The sequence below is a fragment of the Methylovulum psychrotolerans genome (genome assembly GCF_002209385.1).
Lineage (GTDB): Bacteria > Pseudomonadota > Gammaproteobacteria > Methylococcales > Methylomonadaceae > Methylovulum > Methylovulum psychrotolerans.
The window spans coordinates 2825154-2852119 of the sequence record NZ_CP022129.1 but is presented as its reverse complement, the minus strand read 5'-3'; the positions used below and the strand labels follow the sequence as shown (position 1 = coordinate 2852119).

The following is a 26966-nucleotide window of genomic DNA, read 5'->3' as shown; positions in this document are numbered from 1 at the left end:
ATTTGCCGACATAACACGGAACAGTAAGACATACACCCAACAGAGATAGGGCGGGATCAACACCATCTACACCCATGGGTACAAGTACTCATAACTATAGGTGGGTTGACGAAGGGAGAGGCGCTAACAATCCAACGAGGGGGGGAAGCGGATTGCTAGCTATAGGAAGCCTTCGGCATCAAAGCCGGGCAAGGCACACCAATACCCGCCCGGCAACCGCCAGCCTTTACAATTTTTGATAAATAATTTTGATAACCGTACCTGTGCTGGCATCAACCCATACCGCCGCTTCCATCGTGGGGTTTGCACCTGGGTTGGCAATATCAATGTCCCAATGGGCGGGAATACCATGGTCACGGCGATCAAAGTGCGCCTGTAAAACCGTGCCGCCTTGTACGGCGGTCTCGGCAATCGTTTCGGCTTGGGTTTTGTTAATCACAGCGGCGCTGGCTTGCAACGACACGAACATCAACACACTGGCGATTAAGGCGTTTAACGTTTTCATAATAGAATTCCTGGTTTAGGGATACAGTGAATAACCAACGCCATACAGCCCATCTAAAAGCCAAGCTTTTTTACCAAGGGAGCTTAACCGCGATTTGCCAAACAACTGCCCGCGTATATAACATCGGCTATAAGGTAAGAACGTTTAGCGTTACCGTTTACGGGCTTATTGATGCCCGCCAGCCCTAGCGAAATGTCCTTAACCTGACTAATGCAACTACCAAGCCACTTTTTAAATAAAAAATAGTTATTTATTATCAATGTTCTATATCATAACTTACTTTTATTTAGGCTTCCTTTAACCCCGCAAATACTGTTGTGCCTGCAACATCTTTTGCGGGGTTAATGGCTACTGATGATTTTTGTCAAAACTGAAAGCCTATGGATGCGTTGGAGACCAAAGGCTTTAACCTTTACTAAGACAGAATCAGGTGATGAATCTCTTTTTTTAGATCTATCCATAAAAAGATACCTGAGGATCATGAAGCCAACACCATACAGGTAATTTGCTGAGGCTTTTCGCCCCCCCCATCCCCAAACCACACACTACGGTAACAGCGGCTTTTAAATTGCCGCGCCAGACAAGCATAGCAATTCCCTGTGCTCCCAAGCCTTTTACGCTTAAAATAGCCCTTCCCGGCATGGCATAAACTTGCCCAAACCCAACCGCCCAAGCCCATGACAGCCCCACAAACCCTCTGGTCACACAGCGCCGCGTTTCCGGTGCTGACCACCCTGACGCTCATCCCCCTGCTGGCGATGATTGCGATTTTACTGTCGCATTCGCCTAAGGCCTCGCTACGGTTTGGCTTTGTCGGCACCTTATTAAACGTCGCCCTGAGCATTTACCTGCTGCTGGTGTTCGACCACCGCGCGGCGGGGGTGCAGTTGCTGGAGAGCGTCCATGTCGGCTGGCTGAGTTACAGCGTCGGCGTGGACGGCATGAATATCCTGTTTATCCCGCTCACCGCCGTGCTGGCGTTTTTGACTTTGGTGTACACGGTCATTACCCGCCACGTCAACAACAAAGCCTTTGTCGCCTGCCTGCTGGCTTATGAGACGATTCTGATCGGTGCGTTTGCGGCCTTAAACCTGATGCAATTCTGGTTGTGGTCGGCGTTGGAACTATTGCCGCTGATGTTGTTGACCGTCTGGGCCGGCACGGGGCAGAACCGCCGTTGGGTGGTGACGCTGTTGCTGCAATATTGGGGCAGTAGCTTGCTGATGGTCTTGGCGGGCTTTTTGTTCTTGGCCTTCGGGCTGGTCGGCTCCGACCATGATTTGACGTTTGATTGGCTGATCCTTAAAGAAAACAACGCCTATCTGCACGACGAAGTGCTGATTTTTATCCTGCTGTTCTTCGGCTACGCGATACGGATGCCGCTGTTCCCGTTCCACGGTTGGTTACCGCTACTGGCCGAACAGGGTACGGTTGCTACGGCGGGGGTGTTTGTGGTCGGCTTAAAATTGGGGCTGTACGCCTTAATCCGCTTCATCTTGCCGATTTTACCCGGCGTGGCTGAGCAATGGGCGCCGTTTGTGCTGATTTTAGGCCTCATTAGTGTCGTCTACGGGGCTTTGTTGGCGATGATGCAAATCAACGTCCGCCGCTTGCTGGCGTTTGTCGCCCTTAGCCATAGCGGCTTGCTGATTATCGGCGTGTTTTGTTTTAATGCCTTCGGGTTGCAGGGCAGCTTGCTGTTGGCAATTGCGTACGGGCTGGCCAGTGCCGGGATGTTTTTCAGCGTTGGGCTGATTTACCAGCGCACCCGCACCGCCTACCTGCCGCGCTTGGGCGGCCTGTTAGACAAACACACCACCATCGGCGTGCTGTTTTTACTGTCCGCATTCAGCACCATGGTCATGCCGGGTACGCCGGGTTTTGATTCGGCGCATTTGTTGACCGAGGGGATTATCGAAGAATATGGCTGGGCGGTGGCGATTGTGGTGCTGTTGGGCAATGTCCTGGCGGCGGCGTTATTGCTCCGTGCCTTCCAGCAAATGTTTATCGCCACCGCCAAACGCCACCCGCAACCTTACAGCCGCGTCCCGCAACCGGCCCCCAAAGAACGCCTGATCACCTTAGTGCTGGCCTTACTGTTGGTCACCAGTGGCTTTTACACCACCCCGTGGCTGAATTATATCAGTGCCGAAGTGACGGTGTGGGTACAGGCGTTTCCGATACACCAGTCGCAACGCGACGAAGCCAGCGGCGCAACGCCTAAAGCACCGTAGGGTGGGCTTTAACGGCGACTAAACCCACTTTTTAGTTGAGAAAGCCGCCGGATCCGGCCTGCAACATAAATAAATCCCCCACAGCCAAAGTATTCATATCCTATTCAGCCAGATAAGCAGATGATGTTACAAACTTCATCCTATTTAAGGATTTCATCATGGCTACGTTCATTAAAAAAGGTTTTTTGTTATTGTTGTTGTGTACGCTGAGTGCGTGTGCCGTGTATCCGGCTGGCGGCTATGGCGGAGGCTACGGCTATTGGGACACCGCTTTACGGTAAACCGCGCACAAGAATCGAGAGATTGCATCGTAGGCGGCTTCGAGAATTCAATGCCCTTAAGCATTGCCTCAGAACTTGGGGGAAAAGCGGCTTCCGGGATGGTCAGGCCCTGTTCTTTCATCACTGAAAGCAGTTTTTTTCTGAATGCCGCTGGATAAGCCATTCGTTTTCCATTCAAGATGATCGTTTTTACAATAGCCTATTATCATATCAAATTATATTGGCTTGGCTATATGCCTTTTAAAAAGTCACATACAATTGCCAGCAGAAGAGCAGATCATGATAAGGACAATCACCCGTCCCACCTCAGCCCGTTGCACCCTGCCGATGTACATCGGTTTCTTGTTGGGCGAACCCAAATACGGCAGTTGCCGCCGTCTGGCGGAAGTCATGGACATTTCCCACGATAGCGCGACCCGCTTCCTGCAACGGGAACGCTACGAAGGCAAGGATTTGTATAACGAATCCGTACCCTTGCTGAACCTGAAAGGCGGCACATTGAGCGTTGACGACAGCGTGCTGGACAAGCCTTACAGCCAATATTTGGCGTTTGTCGGCCATTTCTGGTCGGGCAAGCACCACCGTTCGGTGAAGGGCATCAACCTGATCACGCTCTACTATTCGGACACCGACGGGCAGCACCTGCCCATCAACTTCCGCGTCTACGACAAATCGGAAGGCAAGACCAAAAACGACTATTTCCGCGAGATGCTGGAAGATGTCGTGGCTTGGGGTCTGGAACCGGCCCTAGTGCCCCTTGTGGGTATTTGTGACCGGGGACAGTTGGTACAGCGGCATTGACAACCTGAAGCGGGTAAAAAACCACCGGCTAAGTTGGCTGTTCGCCGTGGAAAGCAACCGCACCGTCTCCGTGGACAAAGGCCGCTGGGTGCAGGTGCAAAAGCTGGACATCCCCGATGACGGGCTGGCCGTTTGGCTCAAGGATTTCGGCAACGTGAAGCTGTTCAGGACATGGCTGAAAGACCAGCCGCGCCATTACGCCGTTTATTTGGCGGATGAAGAACAGCTTGCGTCCTTTGGACGGAAAGAGTTCCTTGGGCAACACGGCAAGCACTGGCATATTGAACAGTACCACCGCGCCATCAAGCAGGTCTGCAATATCGAGCGTTTCCAGGTGCGCACCAAAACCGCCGTCAAAAACCACCTGTTCGCCGCCCTTTGCGGTTATGTCCAGTTCCAGAAACTCAGTGCCATGTCCTTGATAGACAACTGTTATAGCGTCCAACGCAACCTGTTTAATGAAGTCGTCGCGGGCTTCATCGGCACGTTGATGCCGACCATGGCGCATCTCAACCCAGAATTTCAGCCTGTCGTCAATGCGTAACTTCTACTTGGCAACTTCCAAAATACCCGTCATTTCGGCAGGGATTGCCGGAATGACGGGTAGATTTATAGTCGTTATATTTATTAACGGTAAAAAGACCCTAAACCCCATATAGAGCCGAGATTTATTTTTAGGGTGGATTGAGGTTTTTTAGAATTGCTTTATTATAGTTCTTTGCCATAGATAATTGATATTTAGAGATTTTAGCGTTTGTAAAGTTAGCCTTTTCGAGGTCAGCCTTTTCGAGGTCAGCCCATCGGAAGTTACCCTCTTGAAGGTTAGCCCCTTGGAGGTCAGCCCCTAGGAGGTTAGCCACTTGGAGGTCAGCCCCTTGGAGGTTAGCTCCTTGGAGGTTAGCCCCTTGGAGGTTAGCCTCTTGAAGGTCAGCCACTTGAAAGTTAGCCCCTTGGAGGTCAGCCCATCGAAGGTCAATCCATCGGAGGTCAGCCCATCGGAGGTTATCATCCGTAAGCACAAGCAAATCTAAACCTTCAACCGCCTCTTCTATTTCCACCAACAAAAAGTTAGCCGTATCCTTTGTGCTATATTGAAACATGGCTAAAAAATAAGTAATCTCTTTAGAAAAGTGACTATAGTTACCTTTAGAATTACGTTTATATTTAGCAAGCACCAATCGGTTCTCAACCACAGCTTTATCCATACTGTCAATAGGGATTTTGGCTAATATGACAGACAGCTTTGGTAAGATACAATGAGGACAATTGCCCTTTTGCCGTAAAAATTTCAATACGTCTTGAGGGATGACATTCAAGCCTAATTGTGTTTGTGGTGAAGGTTGCACTGGCGCAACGCCCCCATCTAATTTCTGCACAGCCTCTATATGTCCTTGTTTGGCTCCAGTATCAGCCTGAACACTTCGGCCAGTTTCATAAAGCTGTGCCAAAGCATATCGTGCATCGGCATTGCCCAATAGAGCGGCAGTGTTATACCAATCGGTGGCTTGTCGGTATTGGTTATCAGCGGCATGAATATCGGCCAACGCCACCATAACTTCAGTTGGTGCTTGCCCTGCCATTTGCTTAACAATTCCAGGATTGCTTTGTTCGGCTTGTGCATAGGCATAAGCAGCGGCTTGAATCTGTTGCTCACTGAGCAAAAAGTGTGCTATCAGCGCCTTATCAATGCCACTCTCCACGCTACCATAATCGCTATAGGTAATTGCTTGCGCCACCAGATAAATTTGCTTTGGCGTTGCATTCTTAAGTTGCGAAAGCTTTTGGTTAAAAGCTTGGCTCAATTCTTGATAATGTTTTTGCCAGTTGCCTTCCATTTTAACATTGATATGAAATTCTTGGTTTTTGTCGTTTTTTATATTAAAAAAGTAGTCAGAAGCATTAGGGAAAGCTTGAATAAATACAACACTAAATTGTCTTTCTTCTTGGGGCTTGATTAGCGTTGATTCATGACTCAAACTAGTATAAAGAAAATTTTCTGGAAATTTAGCCACCTCAATGCGTATTTGCCCGTCACTAGGGTTAACCAAACGAGCTAAGTGGACGCGCTTAGAAGGCGTTAAGCTAATGACGTAATCATCGCCTTGCGAATCATCGACATTATCTAGCAATAATTTCGGTACGGAAGTCGTTTCCTCTTTGGGATTAGCCAATAATCCAGCAGGTGATAATGCGTATACAATCAAAAAGACTGCCACCGCACCGCCAGCATGAATAAAAAATTTAGTGTTAGGTTCTGCTTTGATTTTAATCATGCCAGGAATGACAGCGGCAACACCTGCCGCTGCCAATGACAAAACAACCCTAAATACAAGATATTGAAATGAAGTTGGCTTAGGAAAAGCAATCGCTAAAATAATTATAGCAATGATAAACAGCACGCCGAATAAAACGGCTATTAGCCAAGCATGGCGTTTTAAAGCATCTAAAACCTTAATTAAGGAAGGGTCTGGCGGCGCGTTATTTTGTGTCGATTCAGCCATGTTCTCCCCCGTAGCAAAGCCAATAAACCTGCATATCCACCCCCGTTTTTTTCTTGCATTCTATACCAAACCGCCTTATTTCCTAACTAAATGTAGTTAAAAAACCTGGATAGATGAGGATAAGCTATAACCCGTGTATATCCTCGAACACCTTATCATAAACCTCCCGCAAACTCAGCGAGCAAGCGATGCTTACCAATGGCATAACCGCCTCCAGCCCTACCACTTCGGTCAATACCCAACCCTTATCCTGACGGGTAAAACATTCGATAGACGGCTGGTCTTGCGCCACCAACACATATTGGCACAGGCTGGGGATTTTCCGGTAATCACTAAACTTGCCGCCACGGTCAAAAGCTTCGGTAGAAGGCGACAGCACCTCAATCAGTACCGTCGGGTTCAATAAGGTATCAAGCTGGCTGTCGGCAAATTGCGCAGGGCCACAGACCACCGCGACATCAGGGTAATAATAATGCCGCGCCTCGGCGGCTTGGATGCGCATAGCGTTAATATAGGCTTCACACGGGCGTTTTTTAAGCTGGAGGCTTAATTCACGCGCAATATTAACCGCAATCAGATTATGTTTGCGGCTGGCTCCGGTCATGGCAAACAATTGCCCGTTATGAAATTCGCTTTTATACGGTGCGTGACGCTCGAGGGCCAAATACTCATCGGCGGTGTAGCGGGTTGGCTGGATAACAGCAGGCATGGGTAGTCTCTTGATTAGGACTAGGGTACTATGGCGGCGAATTGACAGGGGTACGATGTGAAACAGGACGCATCTGCCCCATATTTATCAACCATGCACGTTTTTACCAATTTCCGTATATTTTTTTACTAATTCAGCCATGCTTAAATGGCTTTTAGTAACGTCTATCCCTTCTAACTTTGAACTGTTGACAAAATTTTGAAATTTTATTTGGTCAAATTTCCGCACTTTTTCTTCATGGGTATAAAGCGGGCTATTGCCGTTTAAGGTCTCATTAGGTAGAAATGCCGACATGACCTGTTGAAACCTGCTAAGCAGTTGCGGCCAGTTTTCGGCGGGTAGCTTAACGCCCAGCAGGACAGATAAGGCTTTTTTTGCTTTATCGAAGCCCCAAGCCCTAATAGCCGCGTCATTATTCGCTAATACGCACAACTGCTGATGGTTTTCTATGATTGCAGCGCGTATTTTACAGAGTTGTCCATACAAGCCGTCCCAGCTATTGGCCTTTATGGCGAAGCCCAAGGCTTTTGCTACCAAGCTTTTTACAGACCTAAAATCACCCTGAGCTTTTAGCTGCCCAATGCTGCTCAAATCAGTTAGATCAATAACCATTAAAAGCCCCTCATGATGCGTGTGTACCATAGGCTTGATTCTATCATAATCCCCCTAACTGCCTATAAAGCTTACGATTCCCCTTCTTCCTTGTCATCATCATCCCCTGTCATTTCCGAAATCTCCTTCAATCTGGAAATGGCTTTATAGTTGATACTGCCCTCAGGATAATTGCCCTCGGCATCAGGTTCTCCGGCCAGGTGTCCGGTCAACAGTTCCAAGGTTTCATCAACGGTGGAGACGGCGTACACAGCAAATAGCCCTTGTGCCACGGCATCAATCACCTCCTGCTTTAACATCAGGTTACGTTTATTCGCCGCCGGAATAATCGCCGCTTGCTGTCCGGTCAGACCCCGTGCTTGGCAGAGCCGGAAAAAGCCTTCGATTTTTTCGTTCACCCCGCCAATGGCCTGCACTTCCCCGTATTGGTTAATCGAACCCGTCACCGCAAAAGCTTGGTTAATCGGGGTGCGGGTCAGCGCCGAAATCAAACAGCACAGTTCCGCCAGCGACGCGCTGTCGCCGTCAATCGCACTGTAAGACTGCTCGATGGCGATGCTGGCGGAAATCGCCAAAGGGAATTGCTGGGCGTAATAATGCCCCAGATACCCTGTCAAAATCATCACGCCTTTAGAATGTATCGCTTGGCCTAATTCGGCCTCGCGCTCAATATCGACAATCCCACGCGAGCCGGGATAAACCGTCGCGGTGATACGGGCGGGTGCGCCGAAACTGCTGCCCCCCAAAGTCAGCACCGTCAGGCCATTAATTTTGCCTATCGCCTCGCCGTGGCTATCAATCAAGATAGTGCCGTCGAGCATATCATCAAGAATACGTTGCGACAGCCCGCCATTGCGGTACTCCCGCGCCGCTAAAGCTTGCTCGATATGGGCGCGTTCCAACAAAGCCGACGCGCTGTGCTTGGCGAACAGGTTCGCCTCGCCGATCAGCTCTAACGTATCATTAATACGCGCCGAAAAACGGTGCTGATTTTCGGCCAAACGGCAACTATGCTCCATCAGGCAGGCCACCGCCGCCGCCGTCAACGGCCTTGCCCCCGAATCGGCTGCTTGTTTTTGCATCAACGCGGCAAAATGGGCGCGGGTGGCGGAAGTAATGGGAATATCATCATCAAAATCCGCCAACACCTTAAACATTTCGTTAAACTCATTATCCAACTCTTCCAGCAGATAATAAATGTCGCTGGAACCGACCAGAATAATTTTTACGTTCAGCGGAATCACTTCCGGTTTTAGGCTCATGGTATTGATGCCCATTTCCGAATACGGCGACTCAATATCAATATAACCGGATTTTAATGCCCGTTTTAGTGCGTCCCAAACAAACGGGTAATCGACCAGCTTTTCCGCGTCCAAAATCAGATAACCGCCGTTAGCCTTATGCAACGAACCCTTGCATATACGCTGGTAGTGCGTTACCCACAAGCCTTGGTCGCTGGCGTATTCGATACGCCCGAATAAATTTTGATACGTCGGGTGGGCTTCGTAAATGACTGGCGCACCGCTGTCTTGCGAATGGTCTACTAAGATATGCGGGGCGTATTGCTCAAGCAAGCGGGCGCGTTTCGCCGCCATTGATAACACTTCGCCCCGAACGGGCATCAGATAATCGCCGATAGTCGTGTACAGCTCTTGCTCTAAAGCCGATAAGTAGCTGATAACATCGTCAATCGCCAAATACTTGTCATGCAGTTCGGCCAATAACGGTTGCAAAGCTTGGCCGATAGTGTCGTTATCCAATTGCTTAAACTTTTCCAACACCGCCCGCCGCCATGACGGCAACTCTAACAGCCCGTCACTCAGAAAGTCTTCCAGCTCTTCCACTTGGCGGTGAAAGGTCTCCCGCTCCGCTTCCGGCAATTGGTTAAACTGCTTTTCATTTAGGGTCTTATTATCCCGAATCGGCGCAAAGGTAATATTGTCATCTTCCCTGAACAGGGCAATGGCCATGCTCCGCGCCTTTTTATCGACACTATCAATAACCCGATGATAATCATGATTAAACTGCCGCTCTATCGCGGTCTTTTTTTGCTGATAAGCCGGGCTTTCAAATGCGGCGGGGAAGATGTGCAACAGATTATCCAGCAACGCTTCAATGTCTTTGCGGAACGGCTGCCCAGACTCGGCAGGCAACTCCAACGCCACCGGCTCACGGGAATTCTCAAAATTATCGACATAAGCGAACGAAGCCGGGGTAGGCAATGCCGCCGCCAAACTGTCCAGATGCTGGTTAATCATAGTCAAACGCCCCATACCCGGCTCGCCCATAACAAAAATATGGTAGCCGGACTGTGGCATGGCAATACCAAAAGCCAACGCCGCCCGCGCCCGGTCTTGCCCTAAAATGCCCGACGGCACTGGCGCAAGGGCTGGAAAATCCACACCGTCCAGATCAACAGGGAGCTTTAACGCGGTTATGGGCAGTTTTTCGGTAGAAGTCATGAGTAAAATAGCAGCCGGATAATAATTAAACCGTTGATTTTACCATTTTTAGGGGGGTGGTTGATATGGGTATCTCGGCCTAAATGCTTAAGCGCAGGATTGACGATAGCCGCTTAAGCTATTTCTCCGCCAAATTTTTAAAAATCTCCTGCACACTCTGCAAATACCCCAATACACACCCATCAAATCCAGGCGCGGGCGGGTTAGAGCGCACCAACAAATAATCCAGCACATCGTTTTTCGCTTGGGGCTGCCAAGTAAAGCCTTGAAGCAACGCGGGGGAGGCAAAACCGTGCTGTACCAAAAACTCGGCCAAGGCAGTCAGATCGAGGACGGATAAAGTATTAGCACCGGCAAACTTTGCGGTAGACAGCGGCGGCAAAGCCACTGCTTGGCTGTATTTGCGGTAATGCGGTGCCCGCATAGCCAAAACGCTATCAAAAGGGCTAGCCTTAGCATTCAGGCGACGCTCGATAACCAACACCTCGGCTTTAATTTCAGCAAGCAGCTCCAGCAAATGCAGTGCCGAGCCTTCTTCAAAAATCAGCCGTTCGGCTTGCAAATACACTTTTAGCTGTGTGGCGACCGGGTATTGCTCTGGGCAAAAGATAAAATAACCCTCCTGCGCCAAACGCTGTTCCAATGCACCTAAGCCGGCAATCGCTCCATACAGGCGGTAATGTTGGCGAGACACCATTACCTTAGGGGTAAAACCTTCGGGTAATGGCTGAGCCGCCAAGTGCCGGGGCAAGTCCAAGCTCGCTAAAAAGCGTATATATTCCTCAGACGGCAGCAAAAATAACTGGGAACCGGGTTCCGGGATCAGCAATTCCTCAACCTCGGTCAATTCGGTGACAAAGTGCAGATGCCGTTCTTCAAGCCCAAATAAACCGAGCAAATCTTTTGCATAGTCAGGCATACGGTAGCGGGTTTGGAAGCGTTTTAGCTTCGGTAACATCACTACCCCACAACAATCCTGCCCATACTGCCGCCACGCCCAAGCCCGATGGATGGACTCGGCAACAAAATGCCCAAAATGATTGTACACCCCACCCAGATACAACCATTTACCCGCCAGCTTGGCGGGTTCCGCGTCAAGCAACGACGCTTGCAACGCCGCATTCAGCAAAGGTTTGCCCTTACGCATATGGGAAAAATACACCGGATCACCCTCGCTGCGCACCACCCCGTGGGCAAAATTCAACCCGCCTTTGCCGAAATCATTAGCGAACGTTTGCGGTACGACCAGCGCGGATTTTTTAGTGCTTATCTGCATCATTAACGCCCATGACAAAATGAATTAACAAGCCGATAACGTCAGCGGTGAAGGTTTTGGCTCGATTAACACCGCTTTGCCAAACAAAACCAACGGCTTGGCACTGGCATAAGTATCCAAATGGCAACCGAGTATTTTCTTGCGGTATTCCGCTTCCGACAGCCCTTCGCCGCCTTTGGGATACGTTGACACCAAGTAAAACTTAATCGCCGTATAAGTATAGCCAGCGAAAATAGCGGCAAACTGCCCGAAAAATAGCTCAATCATGGTTTCGAACTTTCTGACAATTTCCTTGTACTTCAACGATGTAGTCGAATTAACATCTTTTAATTCAATTAAATACAACGCATAATGCCCCGCCGCCGCACACTTGACCAACACCAAACAATCGGGGGCGGGCGGCGGATTGTGCATACGCTTCGAGCTATAAAACGCATCAGGCTTTAAAATCAGCACCCGCTCCTCATCTAGCTCACCTGCACATTTCAGATCATCGGCAAATTCGACAAGCGCGTTATTTTCTTCGCAACCGCTGTGGCAAATGATGCCGTACAAATCCGGTTCGTTATGAATTTTAGCGAACATATCAGCCATTCATCTTATTGATAATGGCTAACTTTTCTTCATACAGGCTTTCGGCGGTGTCGATAAAATTATCATCGTCTATGCCATAGGCATCGGTGGGCATTTTTTCGGCGACACTGCCCGCCTCGGTCATCCTGAATAAAAGCGCCTCAAATTTATCGAGGGGGATTTTACCATCCATCACTAAGTTACTGGCTTTATTAAATATATAGTTACTATGGGAAGTCATGACCAACTTAATTTTGCCGTCATTAACCAAACGGGCAAACACTTCCATTAGCTTAACTTGGGTTTCTGGGTGCAAATGGGCTTCAGGTTCTTCAATGAAGAGCAAGGGCTTGGCTTGGCTACCGGACGCTTCCGCATTCGGCACAATATATTTTAAGTAAGAAACAATGGGGGCTATTTCCGACACCATAGAGGAAACCGACAATAAATCTAACTGTAGCGGCAGACCGTTAGGTTTAAAAGCCAAGCGTTTGCTATCATCGTTAAACTCCACCTTGCCCTGCAAGATAGTGTTTTCGATGGTGTCGGTATACGCATCTAGCCCGCTGTGCTTTTGGCTATCTATTTCAGACAAGCGTAAAAAATAATCTGCTACGGGTTCGGAAATGGCGGGTAAATTAATCGGCTTTGAAATAAGATTTCTGAATTTTGAAAGCTCGGCGATAATAGGCGAAAAAGCCGCTAACCCTTGATATAAACCCGAACGGGAGGCGGGTAAATAATAAACCTCGCTAATGTCCGGCAGTTCGTTATAAAAACTAGCGGCCATGTTAGTAAATACCATTAAATATCCATGACCATTCTCCACGAGTTTATTTATATTATTATCAATACAATGCTGTTGAAATTGGCAGCTACTAATTTCCATTACCATAGGAACCGCACTTGTTTTTAGCCCCATAATCAGTTCAACCCTTAACCTAGGGAATCCTAAAGTTATTTTCAGTTTATCATCGGTTAACTGGCTTTGTAGATTATTTATTTGATTGAAGCTATTAACTAACGAACGGTTTAAACTGCCAACAAAAGACTCATTAAAAAATGCAACCAAATGGGCATTAATATTGGTAGCAAGCTCTTTTTTTGAAGGGATTTCCTTATCCAGGCCTAATGCCTTGACATCTCTTATTACTAACAAAAGAGCGTCCGACTCACCAGAACGAGGCTCCTTAAACTCCTTCAACAACAAATACACCAAAGAAATAGCATAAGACTTCCCGACACTGTTCTTACCAAAAATCAAGAACAAATCCTTTTCGGTATCAAACTCAAAATGCTTAACCGGGCCAAAATTTTCAATTGTTATCCGCATAGCCAAGGCCTTAAATTATATCCATTCATAAAAAAAGGCGTAACAAGCAACCTTGCCACGCCTCTTTTCACCTCACAAACGTAGCATCTACGCCTGTTGCTTCACCAGCAAATAATCCAACCACAGGTTAGACAATTTCTCCTGCACACTGTTTTGCCGTAACCGCGCGTTCAGATGTGGGAAGTCCACCTTATCCAAATCTTGGTCTTGGTTATAGCAGGAATAAACAAAATACTCCTTACCCGATTCAGCATCGACATGCTTACACAAACACTGCGCACAGATACCTTTCATCATGCACTGCATCGGCGAGTTGATCGAGCCTATGGCATGTTGCACCTTGCCTAAGTACGGTTTCAGGACGTTATAACGGGCTTCTTTCACCGCCGACATCATCCGGTCAGAGCCAATCACCACTAAATGGTCGACATCCGCCAAGGCAATCGGCTGCTCGCCCAACTCACCTGTCGCGTAAGCCAATATCGCTTCCAGAATATTGCCGACAAAGGTTTTATCTTGCGGACGGCTAGGTTGGATGGGCTGGACACCCTCGCCATTATCAACCGACCAGATAATTAAATCCGCAGCGGCTTCAACATCTTCGACTTTGAAACGGTCATGGGCAAACTTATAACCGGCAAAGTACACCACCCGATTGCCCGCCGCGCGTAAAGCCTTACCGATGGAGAACAATACCGCATTACCCAAACCGCCGCCTAACAGCAACACGGTTTGTCCGGTCGGTATGTCGGTCGGCGTACCCGTTACGCCCATAATGACCAACGGATCGCCGACTTGCCAATGGGCGCATTGTCTGGACGAAGAACCCATTTCCAAGGCGATTAACGAAATCGTGCCGTTTTCCTTATCGACTTCCGCCCCTGTCAGCGCCAAACCTTCCGCCGCCAAGACCGTGCCTTCGACCACAGGCGCGTAGGCCTCGTAGTTTTGTACCCGGTAGAATTGGCCAGGGTGGAATTTTTCCGCCGCCAGCGGGGCTTTGACTATCACCTCGATAATGGTCGGGGTCAGGCGGTTAATGGCGACAATAGTCGCCTTAAACGCATCATCCAAACGTGCGAACAAGTCCGCCATTGCCGCATCACGCGCAGGCTGTTGGGCAGGGTCAAGGCCAGCCAGTTCTTTAGCAAACAATTGCACGACGTAAGGATAACCGTTTTTCGCGCTGGCCATCGCCTTTACCACGTTACCCGCATATACCGGGTGGTTATCGCCGTAGAAACTGATGAACTTGCCGTCTTTTTGGTACGAAGTCAGCGGCGCAGGCTTGCCCAACTTGGGCGCGGTGGTGTCGTGCATGGCGACCAACTCCACTTCGCCGCCCTCGCTCCATTGCGGCTCATAACGTTGGAAGAACCACTTATCCATGACAAAGGTGTCGGGGTATTCGCTTTGATAAATGGTATTGGGCGACGTACCCGCAGCAATATACAAACTCCGCAACGGTACGGTGACTGTTTGCCCGACATTTTGCCAACGGCCATTCTCCAACGTCAACTTGTCAAATTCGACCGCGTTTAAATGCCCAAACTCATCGCCGTGCGCACTAACCGGACTCATGCCCTCCGCCAACGCAATACCCTCTTCCAAGGCTTCGGCAATTTCTTCATGGTTTTGCCGATACGCTGGCGCGTCTTTCATACCCTTACGGTAGAACAACGTCACCCCGCCCCAGCTTTCCACTAACGGTTGGAAATTAGGCAACTCACCCGCCGCTACCGCGCGGTCACGCTCGGCCTTAATCGCCTTACCGTGCGTTAAAAACTCATCCAAAATCAAAATTTCTTCGGCATCATAACGGCGGCGCACCGTCTCTTCGCCATACATCGCCACCAAGATTTCATAACGGTGCAAGATTTTTTCTACCTGTACCGGATAATACGCCATCAGCTCGGTTGAGGTATCAATCGCGGTCAGACCGCCGCCGATAACCCCCGCTGGCAAACGCACTTGCAAATTAGCCAAAGACGACGATTTTGCCGCCCCAGTCAATTGCAAGGCCATCAAGAAATCCGAAGCCTTACGGATACCGCGCATCAGATTATTTTTCAAATCAATAATCGTCGGTTGCCCCGCGCCAGACGCGATACAAATATGGTCAAAGCCCATTTGCCACGCATCTTCAATGGTCAATGTACCGCCGAAACGGACACCGCCGTAACTGCGGAAGGCCGCGCGGCGTTGCAAAGTCAGATAAATGACTTTTAAGAAATTCTTATCCCAACGCACGGTAATGCCATACTCGGCGACACCGCCGAAGCCCGCCAAAATCCGCTTGTCCAAATCTTCGTACAAGTCTTTAAAATCAGCAATCGGTGTCGGCAGATGATCAGCATCGCCCGTCAGTTCCACAGGCAACGGCTCCAATTTCAAACCGTCGATACCCGCCACCGCAAAACCTTCATTCAGCAAATAATGGCTCATGGTATAACCCGCCGGCCCCAAACCCACCACTAGCGCATTTTTGCCATTGTACGGCAACATATACGGACGCTTAATGTTGAGCGGGTTCCAGCGCGTTAAAAAGCTGTAAATCTCAAACCCATAAGGCATGAACAGCACATCGGTCAGCACATTGGTTTCGATTTGCGGAATATTAACCGGATCGGTTTTTTGGTAAATACAGCCCTTCATACACTCGTTACAAATCCGATGCCCCGTGCCCGGACACATCGGATTATCCACGACAATAATCGCCAACGCGCCGATATTGTCGCCACGGCGTTTCACCAAGTGCATTTCCGAGATTTTTTCATCCAACGGGCAACCCGTTGTGGTTTCGCCCAGCGGATCGACCTTATAAGTATTGGTCTTTTTATTGCGCATCCCTTTAGAGCAAGAATCAGTATCGCGCTCATGGCAATAAATGCAATGGTTAACTTCCGACAACACCTGACGCTGGCCATATCGCGGATCGGTCAATTTAAAGCCATCACGGCGGCGGCGATGCTCACCCATCCACGCGCTAAACAAACCCTTATCCACCGTATCATGCGCAACCAAATCATCAAAATCGCGCTTTTCGGGAAATTTAAAACTCAACCAGTGATCGGCAATGGCACTATTATGGCTTGCGGCAAAACTCCAGCGCTGTACGCAATCCATCAGCCCCGCGACAAAATCGGCCGCTTCCGGTTGCGCCAAACTGTCGGCAAACCACACCGCCGCTTGCGCATCCGCCGCCAAGCGTTCGCGCAGACTTTGCACCGCCAAATCGGCATTTTCGTAACCGCCATCTTTACCCTTAGCCACCGCCTTATAATGCGCCGACAGCGACCCAATCACCGCCCCAACCCGCGCCACGCGGCGCTCTGGGTCAGTATCCGCCGCCGCTTCGGGAAAACCCGCCAGCGTCAGGCTTTCTAACTGGGCATCCAGCGCGGCAAGATCCCAACCATCAAGCGTTTGGCCTTTAAAATACACGCCGAGCTTTTCGACCACTTCATTCTTATAAGTGAAAATAGTCTCAACTTCATCGGCAATCGTCGCCCTTTGCGCATCGTGCTGCTCGGTCACATTGAATAACTTCGCGACAAACTGGCCGACATAAGGGGCCATATTGACCAACAGTTCAGAAACCGCCTCCGGCGCAAACCCTTCGCCTTGCGCTTGCCGATACGCGGCAAACTGCCCGAACAGCTCGGCATCATGGCGTTGCACAGAAGCGTCAAACACCCCCGCCAAATCTTTCAGGCGGTTGGCATCGTACAAGTCAGCATAAGTAAAGTCAGGGATTCCAAGTGTAAAAGTGTTGTGTTCCATAGAGTTGGGGTCTGAGAGTCTCATTAATGTGCAACTTAGCTATCACGCGGCAAAATTTGCACTGATGGACTGGCTGAAAGAGAAAGGGAAATGGCTATATTGTAAGGAATTATGGCGGATTTTGCCACCGCTAATGGCTGGGGAGCGGGAATGGGAAGCATTTTGACGGGGTTCAGGTTAGCGACAAACCCTGATGGTTATGCAACAAAGCGCACCGGCCCAAACCTCAATCATCAACATCTGAATCACCATGCTGCCGTAAAGGCAGATAACCCAGATCATCATCGACATCTGTGCCATAACCCTTTTTAAACTTAAAAGGCCGTTCTTCACGCAATACCGCCCATAAAAAAGCCGCACCGAAAACGGGTACTAACCAAATCAAAAGCAATTGGAAAGATTTTTGCCTAGGCTCAAAAGCGTCGCCACACACAACAGCGAATGACACCAGCGCATTGGCGAGGACAATTAACAGAATGAATGCGATTATCAGTAGGTTATCCATAAGTATAACTAAACCGCCACAAAGAAAACAAGGTCGCTGCTAAAAACGTGAATATCCCACAAAACAGGCAGCACATCAAATAGCCTTTTGATAATTAACCTAAAAATAATTTAAACACCTTTTGGCGGCAACGTATTTAAGCCATTTTTTCCCCCAGCCAGACCCTAAACACCAACAGGGCCGCGCAAGCGCTGCCTTGCGTTATGCCACACTTGCCTTGGCATAACGGTTATAAAGCATCAACAACATATCCAACTCGGTCTGCTCAGGCAGGCACCAGCCAGCTAAGCCCAGATCGCCTAAGATTTGGCGGCTTTTGTCATCGTCCTGCATGGCCAGCAGGGTGTCGGCGAGGGTGTTTTGCAAACTGGCATAGCTGGGTGAGAGCAACAGCATAGGATAAGCCATAGCCGTTTCGCTTTCTTCCAGCAAGCGGGTGCCTTCGCGGCTTAGGCGCGATAATTGGTGGTAATTCCGTTTGGTCATAAACAACAAATCCGCTTGGCCTTTTAACAAGGTTTGCAAGGCTTTGATGTCGTTGCCGGTAAAGGTATAGCTTAAGCCAGTTGACGCTAAACCGCATTCGTCGCATAAAAACTGCCCCAAGACATAAATAAAATCCGTTGCGCTGGCGGTCACGACCGAGGCGGCCAAAAATTCCGCAATGCTTTTAGGCGGCATATCGTTGCGCACGATAATGCTGACTTCGTCGGTTTCGTCTAGGGGCTTGGCAATAGGAATAAACTGGTGTTTAGCCATCAGGATACAAGCATCGAACGGTTTGGCGAAAACCAAAGCGTTTTGGTGTAAAGGTTGGTTGATGCCCGGTTGCTTGACATCCAGATGAATGGCTTTTTCCAGATGCCGTTGCAAAAATGTATTAAAAACATACCAGCCCGCCAATTGTTGGCTATTTTGCAAACTGACCGAAAAATCCAGCCGATTGCTGTTGACGGGTTCGGCCACGGGGCGTATGCGTTTCACCGAGCGTAACTTGGCCGCATTATCGTTGCTTGCGGCGGGTTTTACTGCGTCACCCGCTTCTGGCGTGTCGCTAAAATAACGGTTTAAGCCCGTCATTTTGAATAACATGCTGACGACACGGTTTAAGTTCCGCACTTCTATGCGGATTGCTTGACCACGCCATTGCTCCAACACCCTCATAAGCTGCGCCAGCCCCATAGAATTAATGCGGTCAATATCGGCGAAATCCAAAATTACCCGGCTCGCTGCCGCAAGCTTACGGCTGGCCAGTGTGTCGATGACCGGGGCGGCAGTGACATCAATTTGGCCGGACAATTTAAATTCGTGCAGCGTGTCATCGCTATGTACCGTGGCAATCGTTAAATTGGGGGCTTGGACCATCACATCTCTCCAGTTGTTGGGTTCGGATTAGCGGCTACCGGATGGGGCAGGTCTTCGCTATAGCTTTCAAAATGCTCCAAAACATCGGCCTCCGCCATGACTTCGTTGATCTCGTTATGATAGAAAAATTGGAAGCCGCTATCGTTATCATGATCAGATTCGTGAGTGAGCGACCATAACAAAGTGATTTGGGTTTTTTGGTTCGGGAAGACGCGCACTTGCAAATAATCACAAATCCGCCAGATCAGATACAGGCCTGCCCCGCCGATTCCCGCTTCCAACCCAGCTTGGGCACTGTTCAGCAACAGCCGTTTCAGGAAGATAACGGGCGTAAAAGTGCCCCAGTGGTCAGTGACCATAATCCCCAGACATTTGTCATCTTTTACCAAATCAATGCGTATGCCCTCAGCGGGGCTAACATCCCGTTCTGTTCCCTTAGGATACAACGGCTGGTTTTGGCTATCCCTAGGGGCACCGTACAGGCTGTTTTCCAATAACTCGTCGGCGAGCAAAATGATAATCTCGCGTAACTCTTCAGGGATTTTGGTTTCTTCTTGCAGCAAGCCGGTCATTTCCTGCAAGACAAATTGCTTATCATCACTGTGCGACAAAATAAACTGCCGTTGCAATTCAGGATGGGGCAGCCATTGGAATATATCGTCACCCGCTATTATGGCGTGTTGTTGCAAGAGTTTTTGCCAACCCAATTCGCGTAAAAAGGCGTGCTGGGCGGGCAACACCCGGCGCACCCCTTCAATACATAAAAAGGGCAACAGTTCCAGCAATTGTTGGTCATCAAAAAGAACCAAGATATGTTGGCGGGAAATTTGGCTACCAATATTGGGGTCATTTAAGAAATCCGTGCCGCTGATTTGCATGAGTTCTTGCTTATCAGGCGTATGAGCCGGGGTTGGCGTGGAATAGGCGATGCGTTGGGTGTGTTCGATCAGCATCAGCGTGACATCGTCGCTAAAGGTATCTTTTTGGCAATGGGTCTGTAATTGCCCAAAAAACAGTTCCAGAATGTCTTCCATGGGCGCGTCCAACGCTTGGTAAAGCAAGTCTTCAATCGCATCAAACCCAAAGGCGGCACCTGTCGGCGACTCTTCTTCAACAATACCGTCCGTAAAGATAAACAAGCGGTCATTTGGCTGTAGGGTTAAGCTCATTTCGGTATAGCCGGGCTCTTCAACTTTACCTAACGGCAAGCCTTCCGCTTCGATGGCACACCAATCTTTTTCGGCAGCAACCCATAAATACGGAAACACATGCCCAGCATTAGCAATGCGTAAATGGCCGTTGCGGCTATCCAAGCTAAAGCACATCATCGTCATGAACATGCTTTCGTGCTTAACTGCCAACAAAGCGTTGTTGATATGCTCCAGCATGGCGGCGGGGTCGGTCTCGCCTTGGTTAACCAATTGATGCACACTCATTTTCGCCGCACTGACCAGCGTACCTGCCGCCACGCCATGACCACTGACATCGCCGACCAAAAACACGGCATGGCAACCGTCCACCTCGTAATAGTCGTAATAGTCGCCGCCCACTTCCGTGGACGTAGTCAGTTTGACTTGGCCGTGAACGCCCGGCAGTTGGAACACTGGCGGCGGCATCATGGCTTTTTGCAATAGGCCCGCGTGTGAGACTTCCTCTTGTAAGCGGTTGCTTAAAGCCGCCGATTTAGTCAAAGCGGACGACAGCTCGGTCAATGCCAGGTGGCGGGCAGTCACATCAATCCCGGTGGCAATTAGCAAGGCAGGTTGGCGGGTGATGGGATCCTTAATCAAGGTGTTCGACCATTCGACCAGCAATTGCTGGCCGCTGCGGATGATTAACGGCGATTCCAATTGGCTGGCGGATTGACCTGCAAACATGGCGTGGAATGTTGTGCGTAACTGTTCTTGATCGCTTTCAGGGATCAGCAGTTCGAAAAAGTTTTTGCCGACCACCTCTTGCGCTTGCCAACCCGACAGCTCTTGGCTGTACTGATTGAACAGGACAATATCACCGCGTTGGTCTACGGCAATAATCAACGCTTGCGAGGTATTGATGATGTTTTCGCTGAATTGTTTTTCCTTCATCAGAGCGTTGGTGGCAATCTTGACCCGTTTGATAATCGGCCTAAAAATTAACAAACCTTCAAAGAACAGGGTCAGTAAAGTCGTAATGAAAACATATTCTTCCCAGCGCATGGCTTTTTGGATTTCGCTGGCAGCCTCCGCTTCGTATTGGTTAACGGCTTCATCCAGTGTCTTTAACAAGCGGCGGTTCGGTGCTTCTTTTAAGATGTATTGCAGATGCGGGTTGTCCAGTGTGGTGTTCGGCTGGTAAGAGTCGCTAATCAGCGTCTGGAGCATTGTGATGAAATTGCGTACTTGCAAGTCTAGGGCTTTCGGCGGGTTAAAATACATGTTGTGCATCGCGTCGGACATTGTCGACGGCAAGTCCATTTCCTCACTGCCTTTCACCAGCCCCTCGTGGGATTTCAACATTAGTTCGGTCATTTGCGTCAATTCATCACGCACATGGGCTTTAATGACCGGGTTTTGTTCGGCAATCAACCGCAAGGCGAGCAAAGCGCCCCGTTGCGAGAGCATCCGCTGCCGACCGCTAACATTCACTATCGCACCGCTTTTTTCGTTAATCTTAAGCAAATCGCTCATAATGAAAAAGGCTGAGGTCGTAAGACCCGCAATCAATAACAAGGCCAAGGTGTAGCGTCCCCACATATTGACCAATAAAAAATTGATTTTGGGTTTGTCTTTTTGCCTAGGCGGTTGTGGGCTTTCAGCTAATTGCACGGTGGTATTCATGGCATTTTCCTCAAGGTGAGGTGGCTATTACGGAGTATTCAAATTGTTAACAATAATTTGAGCGTCTTTTGTATCCCAAGAAAAATCAACCCGTTGCTTTATAAGATAACGTTAATCCTAACGGGCTTTTAGTCACTGTCAGGTCAGATGCTGGCAAACAATCGGACGTTTTTTGAGCCGCTGTTTCGGCCATTCCTGTAGGCTCCGCCCCTTAATAAGGATGAGGAGATAAGGTTGGATAATTGCACAACGATGAGGGTTTGAAGTTGTTTTAAGCTTGGGGGTAATGGGTTAAATGCAAGCGTTGGGTTTAACACCTCTTCGGCAAGGTGTGCGTTTCGGTGTAGACGGGGACATTATTAATTTTGTGAAGCAGTTCCGCAATACGTCATATTACTTATAGGAGGGCATTACAAAGCCTTATAATTTATAATGTTTTTTAAGATGATTTGGATAGGCCAGTTAAAACTGCCATCTTGTGGGGGATTAAATGCAAGGTAAAAAAGCCTTTACACACCAATGAGTGGCTATGCCAGTGGTAACGCACCATCATGGTGGTATTTGAGTGAGCGTTTTATTGACACCCAGTTTATCGTCAGCGTACACAGTCCGCTAATTGTGCAAGCGGCAGAGCAGGCTAATATCGTTGTGTTAAAGCGCGGAGAGCAAGACGTAACGGTAGCCGATTATTTTTCTGGCGTATACGGTTATGGTGACTTTTGCTGATGTTATATTTCTAAGCCTATGGCGAAGCAGGCCTTTCAGGCTTTAAAAACCCGAAAGGCCTTTCCCGGCGAATTTACGCCAGCCTTATTTCTTCAAGCCCTCATAATAATCCGCCAATTCCCTAATTTCCGTTTCCGTCAATTGTTGCGAGATTAAGCGCATCCGGCTGTAGATGTCGTTATGGCGTTCGCCTTTTTTATAGGCGAGTAGGGTGTTGGCGAAGTAATCCGCCTGTTGCCCTGCCAGTGCCGGGATGTCCATCTTCTCGCCTTGGCCTTGGCTGCCGTGGCAGGTTGAGCAAGGGGGGAGGATGCGTTTGCCGTCGCCTTCGGAGACCAGTTTTTCCGCCTTGGCCGACGCGGCTTTGGTGGCTTTGTGTTCCGGCATCGGTAATGAGGCGAACCACGCCGCCAGATCGGCGGCGTTTTGTTCGCTTAAGCCTTTGGCAATACCCGTCATAGAGTCGTTGCTGCGGCTATCGTTAAAATAATCGCGCAATTGCTTATAGGTATAAGTGGCGGTTTGCCCGGCCAATGCCGGGATAGCGGGCAGGGTTTCACCGTCGCGGGTTTCGGCGGCTAAGCCTTCGCCGTTTTGTCCGTGGCAGCTTTGGCACGATTCCGCCAACACCTTGCCTTGTTTAGGGTCGCCTTTTTTGACGAAGTTCAGGGTGTCGGGTGTCCAGGCGATTTTAGACGCAGGTTCGGCTTGGAGCGCTAACGGGGCCAGTAAGGCGAGCGTTAAGAAGAGCTGTTTCATGATTAATATCCCCACGCGCTAGAGCCAAAGGTTTTCATAATAAAGAACTGCAAAATCGGATAACCGAAGCTGATCACCATTAACACGGCAATCACCTTGTTCCACAGCGTCAGGCTATTCAGGTACTCAGGCAGGGCGGTGACGGCATGGATAGGCTCGGCAAATTCCAACTCTTCGGTAAAGGCTTCGGCAGTCGGGTTTAACTGGGTTTTAACCAGATTGTAGATAAACAAACAAGCGGAGCCGAGCAGGACTAAGCCGCCAAAGATCATCGCCAATTCGTAAGGTTTCCAGGCCAAGGTCAGCAGATTGTTATAAACCACGCTGGAAATCCGGCGCGGTTGGCCTAACAGGCCTAAAACATGCCACGGGGTCGTTAAAATTGCCATACCGATAAACCATAACCATAATTGCGTTAAGGCCATTTCATTCGAATACAGCGGCTTGCCGCTTAAGATAGGCCAGAGATAATAGGCAATGGCGAAATACATAATAATGGTCGTGCCGCCGAAAATCAGATGAAAATGTCCAGGCACCCAAGCGGTGTTATGGATCATCGCATTCATGGCGTAACTGGCATTGACGATACCGCCAAAGCCGCCAAAAATCAGCATCAATAAGGCCAAAATAACCGACAGCACCATGGTGTTGGTCCACGGTAAGGTGCCTATCCAGCCAAACAGGCCTTTGCCGCCGCGCAAGCGTCCGGCGATTTCCAACGAAGCAATCACCGTAAAGCCAGTCACTAGGGTTGGTAAAGCCACTACAAACGTGCCGATGCCGTGCAGCAACTTCCAGCCTTTGGCTTGCTCAGGGTCCATATATAAATGGTGGAAACCTATCGGCAAGGCAAACACCGCCAAAACGATAAAAGCAATCCGCGCCATTTCGTCGCTGAATAAATAACCGCCCGCTTGTTTGGGGACGAACACATAAAACGCCGTGTAAGCGGGGATAAGCCAAAAATACACGATAGGGTGTAAAGTCCACGCGAACAGGGTTCTGGCGAGGCCGGGGTCTATAGTATCTATCCAGCCCAACGACAACGGGATTAACTGGAACAAAACTTCTAAGGCCACGCCCGCGCTAGTCCACAGCCATAACATGGCATTGGCGGCGGTGGCGAACATCGCCAGCGGCACAGTTTGGCCGGGGTTGGCTTTTTTCCACTGGCTAAACATCACCAGCATGATGGCGCACCAAACCCACGAGCCGACCACCAACAAAGTAGCGCCGATATAAAACGCGGCATGGGCGACAATAGGCGGGTAAAACGTATACAACACCGATGCCTTACCCGTCAGTAAGGGCACCGCCGCCAACACCACGCCGAATAAAGCCAGCCAGAAACCGCCCCAAGCCAGCGGCAGGTTCCATAACGGTTGCTTTAAGGTGGTAGTGGCAATGTAATAACCAAAGCCCATGATAAAAAAAGTGGTCAGGACAAACGCCATCAGCACCCCGTGGGTACTGACCGATGCGAAATAGACCGGGGCGGAATCTAAGGCGGAAATAAAGCCGCTCCGCTCCAGCACTTGGTATTCGCCCATAAAACAAGCCACTATAAAAGCGGCAAACGCCACCCATAAATGGCTTAACGCGAGTTTTTTAGTCGCCGCAGTCGTCATTTTTGTTCTCCTTGGGCAGGTGATTTAACCGACGCTTGCCAATCTTCTTTGGCAATGACCGAAATGTTGCTCCACATGTGGTTATGGCCTAAACCGCAATACTCATTGCACAGCAAAGGATATTCGCCCGGTTTAGGAAAAGTAGTCGTGATTTCCGCGACATAGCCCGGCACGATCATCGTGCTCATATTGGTCATGGGGATATGTACGCCGTGCAGCACATCCATGCTGACCCAACGGAAAGTCAGCGGGGTTTCGGCGGGTACGGTGATGTGCTTAGGGAAAAACGAATAGCGGCCAGCGACCATGCGGACAGTGATAACGCCTTGGGCATCGGTTTGTACGCCGAGCTTGTCTTCGGCAAACTCGGTGCTAAGGTGCAAGCTGGCCGAGTCGATGGTCTCCACCTTGCTGGGCGGGTTAATGCCGTGGAACAAGGCATCTAGGGTAATGATGGCGACGAACAGGCCGACCACGGCCAAGGAAATGGCGATCCATTTCTTTTCTAAGGGGTCGATATGGATGGCGTTAAATTCGGTGCACCAAGTGCGTAGCTGGGCGAGGATTTTTGCGGTGTCTACTTGCATCATCTCCCCCTAGCCGCGCGGCAAAAATACGCCGTAATACAAAAACAGCCAAGCCACGACCATACCGCCGATCACCGCTGACATGAGGGCAAAAGTGCCGACCGGCGAACTTTCTAGAATCTGTTGGCGCTCTTCTTCACTTATAGACTGCATATTATCCTCTCTTTAGATTAACCGATGCCGGGCAAAGCAGGATTGCTATCAGGCTTTAGGCAGGATGGCCAAGCTTGCACAGCATCATTTATGGTGTTGCAAAATCATTATTAGTGATGGGGTAATTATAGGGGGAAATATTAGCTTTGTCTGTTTTAATGTAGGGTTTTTGTTTTTTTGACTGATGCGGCTTAGCTTACCTTTAAGTTTGGATAACGGATGGCGTTACTTTCGCTTAAAACTTGTTTACATTGGCAAAAAGGATTGTTTCGATAGGGTTTATTAGATGTTGGGTTATCGCCTTAATTCTCAAACTATGCCGAAAGCCTTAGCGGTAATGGTTTTTTAAACCATAGGCTTCAAAATGAAAGAAGTTTGCAACACCGTTATTTTCAGGTGTTACGCTATAGTTAAGGTAAAATAACAGTCAGCATATTTTATGTGACCACAACCTCCCCTGCACAGGAATCGGCAATATGAAAAAACACATGATTGTTATGGCTGTATTGATGTTGCAATGGAATATTGCCGCCGCATCTCAGTGGCCTGATTTTCCTTTTCTTTTTGCCGTGGGTACGGCGATTAAAGAAGTACCTCCCGATTTGGCGACCATTACTTTTGATGTGGAAGCGTTCGATGAGAATCCAGAAAAATCTCTCGACATACTGACAAAGCGGAGCATCGAATTGATCGGCTTATTCAAAATCATGGCAATTCCGACAAACGATATCGAAACTTACGAGATTGATAAGAGGGCGGTTCGCCAAGAAAAAGATTATGTGCAGTTAAAAATCCTCGGATATGAGGTTAAGCAAAAATTTTCCATAAAATTACATGGGCTTAGCCAATATTCGGCATTAATCGAAAAATTATTGAAATATAGGAATGTCACTAACATCAATGTCCAATTCGAGGTAGCCCAACGTAAAGCGTTGGAAACCGCTTTGACGGCAGACGCTTGCGCTAACGCCAAAATGCAGGCTGAAAATATGGCTAGCGGTATAGGTGCTAAACTAGGATCTGTGTATGCCATATCAGACCGGGGCTTTAATAGCATGGAGGATCAATTTGGTATGTCTAATACGCGCGACGTTTTAGACAGTATGTTCAAAAAATCTATGATGGCTAGCGGAGGGGAGATAATATTTATTCCTGCGACGATTAAGATCGAAAAGAGGGTTAATGTTATTTTCAAGCTTGAAACAAAGTAGACTAAGCGTGCATTGATCTGTCATTCCCGATTGTGAAAATATAATTTTATCGCCTTAACCATTCTCACCTCCTCTAAAAAAACAATACAATACTCTCTATTTCGCCCTCAACGTTTGCCACCATTTAATGATTGATTTTACCGAAA

General features: G+C 49.0%; 20 protein-coding genes and 1 pseudogene. 5 read left to right on the top strand and 16 right to left on the bottom strand.

Annotated features, from left to right (window positions below; translation table 11 throughout):
• Positions 1–226: 226 nt before the first annotated feature.
• On the bottom strand, positions 227–505 hold the full coding sequence (locus tag CEK71_RS12950; RefSeq protein ID WP_088619776.1) for a PepSY domain-containing protein: 279 nt from the start codon (positions 503–505) through the stop codon (positions 227–229).
• A 677-nt stretch (positions 506–1182) separates the two neighbouring features.
• Here CEK71_RS12950 and CEK71_RS12940 point away from each other — a divergent pair.
• The 3 genes and pseudogenes from CEK71_RS12940 (at position 1183) to CEK71_RS12935 (ending at position 4365) form a co-directional block, all read left to right on the top strand.
• Positions 1183–2739 (top strand): complex I subunit 4 family protein, encoded by a 1557-nt coding sequence (locus tag CEK71_RS12940; RefSeq protein WP_088619774.1) that lies wholly within the window; start codon positions 1183–1185, stop codon positions 2737–2739.
• A gap of 158 nt (positions 2740–2897) precedes the next feature.
• The gene (locus CEK71_RS23930) at positions 2898–3020 is read left to right on the top strand and encodes a hypothetical protein (RefSeq protein WP_269766548.1); all 123 of its coding nucleotides are present in this window, start codon (positions 2898–2900) and stop codon (positions 3018–3020) included.
• A gap of 282 nt (positions 3021–3302) precedes the next feature.
• Positions 3303–4365: pseudogene (locus tag CEK71_RS12935) on the top strand (IS701 family transposase).
• Positions 4366–4495: 130 nt separating this feature from the next.
• Here the strand turns inward: CEK71_RS12935 and CEK71_RS23210 are convergent.
• The 11 genes from CEK71_RS23210 to CEK71_RS12880 form a co-directional block, all read right to left on the bottom strand.
• Entirely contained in the window at positions 4496–6322 is a 1827-nt protein-coding gene (locus CEK71_RS23210; RefSeq protein ID WP_198328218.1) for a pentapeptide repeat-containing protein, read from the bottom strand.
• A 124-nt stretch (positions 6323–6446) separates the two neighbouring features.
• The gene (locus CEK71_RS12925; protein WP_088619773.1) at positions 6447–7031 is read right to left on the bottom strand and encodes a Uma2 family endonuclease; all 585 of its coding nucleotides are present in this window, start codon (positions 7029–7031) and stop codon (positions 6447–6449) included.
• Between the two features lie 87 nt (positions 7032–7118).
• Positions 7119–7643: a YhfG family protein gene (locus tag CEK71_RS12920; protein ID WP_088619772.1), complete on the bottom strand. Its 525-nt coding sequence runs from the start codon at positions 7641–7643 to the stop codon at positions 7119–7121.
• 71 nt (positions 7644–7714) lie between these two features.
• Positions 7715–10105 (bottom strand): Lon protease family protein, encoded by a 2391-nt coding sequence (locus CEK71_RS12915; protein WP_088619771.1) that lies wholly within the window; start codon positions 10103–10105, stop codon positions 7715–7717.
• Between the two features lie 118 nt (positions 10106–10223).
• Entirely contained in the window at positions 10224–11384 is a 1161-nt protein-coding gene (locus CEK71_RS12910; RefSeq protein WP_232463639.1) for a glycosyltransferase 61 family protein, read from the bottom strand.
• Positions 11385–11405: 21 nt separating this feature from the next.
• Positions 11406–11966: a hypothetical protein gene (locus CEK71_RS12905; RefSeq protein ID WP_157679211.1), complete on the bottom strand. Its 561-nt coding sequence runs from the start codon at positions 11964–11966 to the stop codon at positions 11406–11408.
• Position 11967: 1 nt separating this feature from the next.
• On the bottom strand, positions 11968–13287 hold the full coding sequence (locus CEK71_RS12900) for an AAA family ATPase (RefSeq protein WP_088619769.1): 1320 nt from the start codon (positions 13285–13287) through the stop codon (positions 11968–11970).
• 87 nt (positions 13288–13374) lie between these two features.
• Positions 13375–17070: a pyridine nucleotide-disulfide oxidoreductase gene (locus CEK71_RS12895; protein WP_088619768.1), complete on the bottom strand. Its 3696-nt coding sequence runs from the start codon at positions 17068–17070 to the stop codon at positions 13375–13377.
• A 226-nt stretch (positions 17071–17296) separates the two neighbouring features.
• Complete coding sequence (locus CEK71_RS12890; protein ID WP_088619767.1) at positions 17297–17575, bottom strand: hypothetical protein; 279 nt, start codon at positions 17573–17575, stop codon at positions 17297–17299.
• Between the two features lie 201 nt (positions 17576–17776).
• Positions 17777–18940: a PhnD/SsuA/transferrin family substrate-binding protein gene (locus CEK71_RS12885; protein WP_088619766.1), complete on the bottom strand. Its 1164-nt coding sequence runs from the start codon at positions 18938–18940 to the stop codon at positions 17777–17779.
• Positions 18940–21756 (bottom strand): SpoIIE family protein phosphatase, encoded by a 2817-nt coding sequence (locus CEK71_RS12880; protein WP_088619765.1) that lies wholly within the window; start codon positions 21754–21756, stop codon positions 18940–18942. The genes CEK71_RS12885 and CEK71_RS12880 overlap by 1 nt, the downstream gene beginning before the upstream one ends.
• 519 nt (positions 21757–22275) lie before the next feature.
• Between CEK71_RS12880 and CEK71_RS12875 the strand changes: the two genes are divergently transcribed.
• A complete protein-coding gene (locus CEK71_RS12875) occupies positions 22276–22482 on the top strand; it encodes a hypothetical protein (RefSeq protein ID WP_088619764.1) in 207 nt (68 codons plus the stop codon).
• 84 nt (positions 22483–22566) lie between these two features.
• On the opposite strand, the gene CEK71_RS12870 is transcribed toward CEK71_RS12875, so the two are convergent.
• From CEK71_RS12870 to CEK71_RS23205, 4 genes are all read right to left on the bottom strand, one after another.
• Positions 22567–23241, bottom strand: a complete 675-nt coding sequence (locus tag CEK71_RS12870) for a c-type cytochrome (protein WP_088619763.1) — start codon at positions 23239–23241, stop codon at positions 22567–22569.
• A gap of 2 nt (positions 23242–23243) precedes the next feature.
• The gene (locus tag CEK71_RS12865; protein WP_088619762.1) at positions 23244–24869 is read right to left on the bottom strand and encodes a b(o/a)3-type cytochrome-c oxidase subunit 1; all 1626 of its coding nucleotides are present in this window, start codon (positions 24867–24869) and stop codon (positions 23244–23246) included.
• The gene (locus CEK71_RS12860) at positions 24866–25393 is read right to left on the bottom strand and encodes a cupredoxin domain-containing protein (RefSeq protein WP_408630490.1); all 528 of its coding nucleotides are present in this window, start codon (positions 25391–25393) and stop codon (positions 24866–24868) included. Before CEK71_RS12860 ends, CEK71_RS12865 begins: the two co-directional genes overlap by 4 nt.
• A gap of 72 nt (positions 25394–25465) precedes the next feature.
• Positions 25466–25609, bottom strand: a complete 144-nt coding sequence (locus tag CEK71_RS23205; RefSeq protein ID WP_170065191.1) for a hypothetical protein — start codon at positions 25607–25609, stop codon at positions 25466–25468.
• Between the two features lie 476 nt (positions 25610–26085).
• On the opposite strand from CEK71_RS23205, the gene CEK71_RS12855 reads away from it, so the two are divergent.
• Positions 26086–26820, top strand: coding sequence for an SIMPL domain-containing protein (locus CEK71_RS12855; RefSeq protein ID WP_088619761.1), 735 nt, complete (start codon positions 26086–26088; stop codon positions 26818–26820).
• Positions 26821–26966: the final 146 nt, after the last annotated feature.

Excerpts from the sequence above, each read along its gene's own strand:
- CEK71_RS12925 (WP_088619773.1), bottom strand. The coding sequence starts at position 7,031 with ATGCCTGCTGTTATCCAGCCAACCCGCTACACCGCCGATGAGTATTTG.
- CEK71_RS12865 (WP_088619762.1), bottom strand. The coding sequence starts at position 24,869 with ATGACGACTGCGGCGACTAAAAAACTCGCGTTAAGCCATTTATGGGTG.
- CEK71_RS12950 (WP_088619776.1), bottom strand. The coding sequence starts at position 505 with ATGAAAACGTTAAACGCCTTAATCGCCAGTGTGTTGATGTTCGTGTCG.
- CEK71_RS23205 (WP_170065191.1), bottom strand. The coding sequence starts at position 25,609 with ATGCAGTCTATAAGTGAAGAAGAGCGCCAACAGATTCTAGAAAGTTCG.
- CEK71_RS23930 (WP_269766548.1), top strand. The coding sequence starts at position 2,898 with ATGGCTACGTTCATTAAAAAAGGTTTTTTGTTATTGTTGTTGTGTACG.
- CEK71_RS12880 (WP_088619765.1), bottom strand. The coding sequence starts at position 21,756 with ATGAATACCACCGTGCAATTAGCTGAAAGCCCACAACCGCCTAGGCAA.
- CEK71_RS12855 (WP_088619761.1), top strand. The coding sequence starts at position 26,086 with ATGAAAAAACACATGATTGTTATGGCTGTATTGATGTTGCAATGGAAT.
- CEK71_RS12905 (WP_157679211.1), bottom strand. The coding sequence starts at position 11,966 with ATGTTCGCTAAAATTCATAACGAACCGGATTTGTACGGCATCATTTGC.
- CEK71_RS12920 (WP_088619772.1), bottom strand. The coding sequence starts at position 7,643 with ATGGTTATTGATCTAACTGATTTGAGCAGCATTGGGCAGCTAAAAGCT.
- CEK71_RS12915 (WP_088619771.1), bottom strand. The coding sequence starts at position 10,105 with ATGACTTCTACCGAAAAACTGCCCATAACCGCGTTAAAGCTCCCTGTT.
- CEK71_RS12870 (WP_088619763.1), bottom strand. The coding sequence starts at position 23,241 with ATGAAACAGCTCTTCTTAACGCTCGCCTTACTGGCCCCGTTAGCGCTC.
- CEK71_RS23210 (WP_198328218.1), bottom strand. The coding sequence starts at position 6,322 with ATGGCTGAATCGACACAAAATAACGCGCCGCCAGACCCTTCCTTAATT.
- CEK71_RS12900 (WP_088619769.1), bottom strand. The coding sequence starts at position 13,287 with ATGCGGATAACAATTGAAAATTTTGGCCCGGTTAAGCATTTTGAGTTT.
- CEK71_RS12885 (WP_088619766.1), bottom strand. The coding sequence starts at position 18,940 with ATGGTCCAAGCCCCCAATTTAACGATTGCCACGGTACATAGCGATGAC.
- CEK71_RS12910 (WP_232463639.1), bottom strand. The coding sequence starts at position 11,384 with ATGATGCAGATAAGCACTAAAAAATCCGCGCTGGTCGTACCGCAAACG.
- CEK71_RS12890 (WP_088619767.1), bottom strand. The coding sequence starts at position 17,575 with ATGGATAACCTACTGATAATCGCATTCATTCTGTTAATTGTCCTCGCC.
- CEK71_RS12895 (WP_088619768.1), bottom strand. The coding sequence starts at position 17,070 with ATGGAACACAACACTTTTACACTTGGAATCCCTGACTTTACTTATGCT.
- CEK71_RS12875 (WP_088619764.1), top strand. The coding sequence starts at position 22,276 with ATGAGTGGCTATGCCAGTGGTAACGCACCATCATGGTGGTATTTGAGT.
- CEK71_RS12940 (WP_088619774.1), top strand. The coding sequence starts at position 1,183 with ATGACAGCCCCACAAACCCTCTGGTCACACAGCGCCGCGTTTCCGGTG.